The organism is Deltaproteobacteria bacterium (genome assembly GCA_016234845.1).
Taxonomy (GTDB): domain Bacteria; phylum Desulfobacterota; class Deferrimicrobia; order Deferrimicrobiales; family Deferrimicrobiaceae; genus JACRNP01.
The window spans coordinates 1-2,890 of record JACRNP010000168.1 but is presented as its reverse complement, the minus strand read 5'-3'; the positions used below and the strand labels follow the sequence as shown (position 1 = coordinate 2,890).

Below are 2,890 nucleotides of genomic sequence, written 5' to 3'. Positions count from 1 at the left end.
TGCCCCCGCGCCTCCATCCCGTCCCGCCGCACCTGCGCCAGGACGCTCGCCGCCTGCTCCCCGCCCATCACCGAGATCCGGGCGTTGGGCCACATCCAGAGGAAGCGGGGGCTGTACGCGCGGCCGCACATGCCGTAATTCCCGGCCCCGTAGCTCCCGCCGATGATGATGGTGAACTTGGGTACCCTGGCGCACGCGACGGCGGTGACCATCTTCGCGCCGTCCTTTGCGATCCCGCCCGCCTCGTATTTGCTCCCGACCATGAAGCCGGTGATGTTCTGCAGGAAGACAAGGGGGATGCCGCGCTGGCTGCACAGCTGGATGAAGTGGGCCCCTTTCAGGGCCGACTCGGAGAAGAGGATCCCGTTGTTGGCCACGATCCCGACCGGGTATCCCAGGATCCGGGCGAAGCCGCACACAAGCGTCGTCCCGTAGAGGTGCTTGAACTCGTCGAGCTCGGAGCCGTCCACCACCCGGGCGATGACCTCATGCACGTCGTACGGCGTCCGGGTCCCGGTGGGGATGACGCCGTACAGCTCCGCCTTGTCGTACGCGGGCTCCACCGGCTCCCGAAGGGTCATCCCGACCCGCTTCACACGGTTCAGGTTCGCCACCGCCCGGCGGGCGAGCTCCAGCGCGTGGCCGTCGTTCGCGGCGTAATGGTCGGTGACCCCGGAGGTCCGGCAGTGGACGTCGGCGCCGCCCAGATCCTCGGCGGTCACCACCTCGCCGGTCGCCGCCTTCACCAGCGGCGGGCCGCCGAGAAAGATGGTCCCCTGCCGCCGGACGATGATGCTCTCGTCGGACATCGCCGGCACGTACGCCCCGCCCGCGGTGCACGACCCCATCACCACGGCGATCTGCGGGATCCCCTTCGAGGACATGATCGCCTGGTTGTGGAAGATCCTTCCGAAATGGTCCCGGTCGGGGAACACCTCGTCCTGCTGCGGCAGGTTGGCGCCGCCGGAATCGACCAGGTAGACGCACGGGAGGTGGTTGGCCTCCGCGATCTCCTGGGCGCGCAGGTGCTTCTTGACGGTGAGCGGGTAGTAGCTGCCGCCTTTGACGGTGGCGTCGTTGGCGACGATCATGCACTCCTGTCCGGAGACCCTGCCGATCCCGGTGATGATGCCGGCGGACGGGACCTCGTCGCCGTACATCCCCCAGGCGGCCATCTGCGACAGTTCGAGGAAGGGCGAACCGACGTCGAGCAGGTGTCGCACCCTCTCCCGCGGCAGAAGCTTCCCGCGGTCGATGTGCCGGGCGCGCGACTTCTCGTCGCCGCCCAGGCGAACCCGCGCCACCTTCTCGCGCAGGTCGGCCACCAGCTCCGACATCGCCGCGGAGTTCTTCCGGAATTCTTCGCTCCGGACGTCGATCGAACTCTTCAGAACGCTCAACTTGCGCCCGATCTCCGATGTGCGGGATCGCGCCCCGGAAACCTCCTCCCGGGACGCCATCCGGTTTTATACCACAATTGCAGCGCGATCGCGCCGTCCCGGTCATCCCCGGCACGACGCGTAGCCCGATCATCTCAGATTTGATTTTTGAAAAACAGACAAACGTGCGCGGGGAGGGGAACGGATCCCCGCCCCGGTCAGGCCCCGGTCTTCGTCGGAATCAGCGGCCGGACGTTCCCCTCCGGGATCCCGGCGGCCTCCGCGTCGCCCTTCATCCTTGCGCGCCCGTCGAATGCCGCCCCTTCCGAGACTCCGAGCCTCGGCGTGTGGATCTCCCCGACCATCGTCGCCTTCTCCTTCAGTTCCACCGACTCCGTCGCCTCGATGTTCCCCTCGACCGATCCCCCGACGACCATCCCCCGGGTGCGGGTGTTCCCGAGGATCTTCCCGGTTTCCCCGACCACCACCCAGTCGGCGTGGACATCGCCTTCCACGATCCCGTCCACGCGGATCGTTCCCTTCACGCTCGTCTTTCCCGCGATGCGCGTTCCGTCGCCGACGATCGTCTCGAGCTTCCGCGAACCTTTTCCGAACATGGTCACCTCCGGGAGAGAAATCCGATCGGGTCCGTATGGCGCCCGTTTCTCCAGATCTCGTAATGCACGTGCGGGCCGGTGGATACGCCGGTGGAGCCGGACATCGCGATCGTCTCGCCCCGGGCGATCCGCTGGCCGACCCGGACCAGCGTTTTCCGGTTGTGCGCATAGGCGGTGCTGAATCCGTGCCCGTGCTCGACGACCACCACGATGCCGCTGTTCTCCGTCCATCCGGCGAAACTCACGATTCCGTTGGCCGTCGCCTTCACCCTGCTCCCGGACGGGACGGAGATGTCCACGCCGGTGTGGAACTTCTTCTCCTCGTGCACCGGGTGATTCCGGTACCCGTAGGGCGAGGAAACCGTGCCGGCCCCGGGCAGCCCGACGGGCGTGGAGAGATGGATGTCCTTCTGCTCGGCGATGTACCCTCGAATCTCCGATACCGACAGCATCGCGGCATCGATCTGCGCCCTCAAGACGGTCATGTCGAGGGATCCGGTGTCGCCGGAACCCACCGATTCCAGGACGGCGGTTTTCGACTTGAGGGAGAACAGCTTCCGGAAATCCTGCTCCGCCTGCTTCAGGGAAAGCATCGTCCCCTTCATTTCGTGGAACTGCGCGGAGAGGTGGGCGAGCCTCTCCTGCATCCGGCGGTACTCCACGGCGCGGACCGACACGGTGGCGACGAAGGCGGTCCCGACCAGGAAAAGGCAGACCGACGCGGCGACGGCGACCACCGGGACCCGGACGCTGACGGGCCTCGTCCGGCTGTGGGGTACCAACAGAATGGTAACGGGAGTGAGAATCCTTTTCAGGAACATCCGCACCAGGTTCATGGCGGCCTCCTCTTGGACAGGATTCCGCCTGCAACCGGCATTCCGGAACGGGCCCCGG

At 66.7% G+C, this 2,890-nt stretch carries 3 protein-coding genes; all 3 read right to left on the bottom strand.

The window, feature by feature from the left end:
- The coding region (locus HZB86_11215) for a methylcrotonoyl-CoA carboxylase (GenBank protein MBI5906091.1) at positions 1-1,400 on the bottom strand (1,400 nt) is incomplete at its 3' end.
- Positions 1,401-1,597: 197 nt separating this feature from the next.
- Positions 1,598-1,996, bottom strand: a complete 399-nt coding sequence (locus HZB86_11210) for a polymer-forming cytoskeletal protein (protein MBI5906090.1) — start codon at positions 1,994-1,996, stop codon at positions 1,598-1,600.
- Positions 1,997-1,998: 2 nt separating this feature from the next.
- The gene (locus HZB86_11205) at positions 1,999-2,832 is read right to left on the bottom strand and encodes a M23 family metallopeptidase (GenBank protein MBI5906089.1); all 834 of its coding nucleotides are present in this window, start codon (positions 2,830-2,832) and stop codon (positions 1,999-2,001) included.
- Positions 2,833-2,890: the final 58 nt, after the last annotated feature.

Bases quoted from the DNA above. Each gene is read 5' to 3' on its own strand.
- HZB86_11210 (MBI5906090.1), bottom strand. From the start codon at position 1,996: ATGTTCGGAAAAGGTTCGCGGAAGCTCGAGACGATCGTCGGCGACGGA.
- HZB86_11205 (MBI5906089.1), bottom strand. From the start codon at position 2,832: ATGAACCTGGTGCGGATGTTCCTGAAAAGGATTCTCACTCCCGTTACC.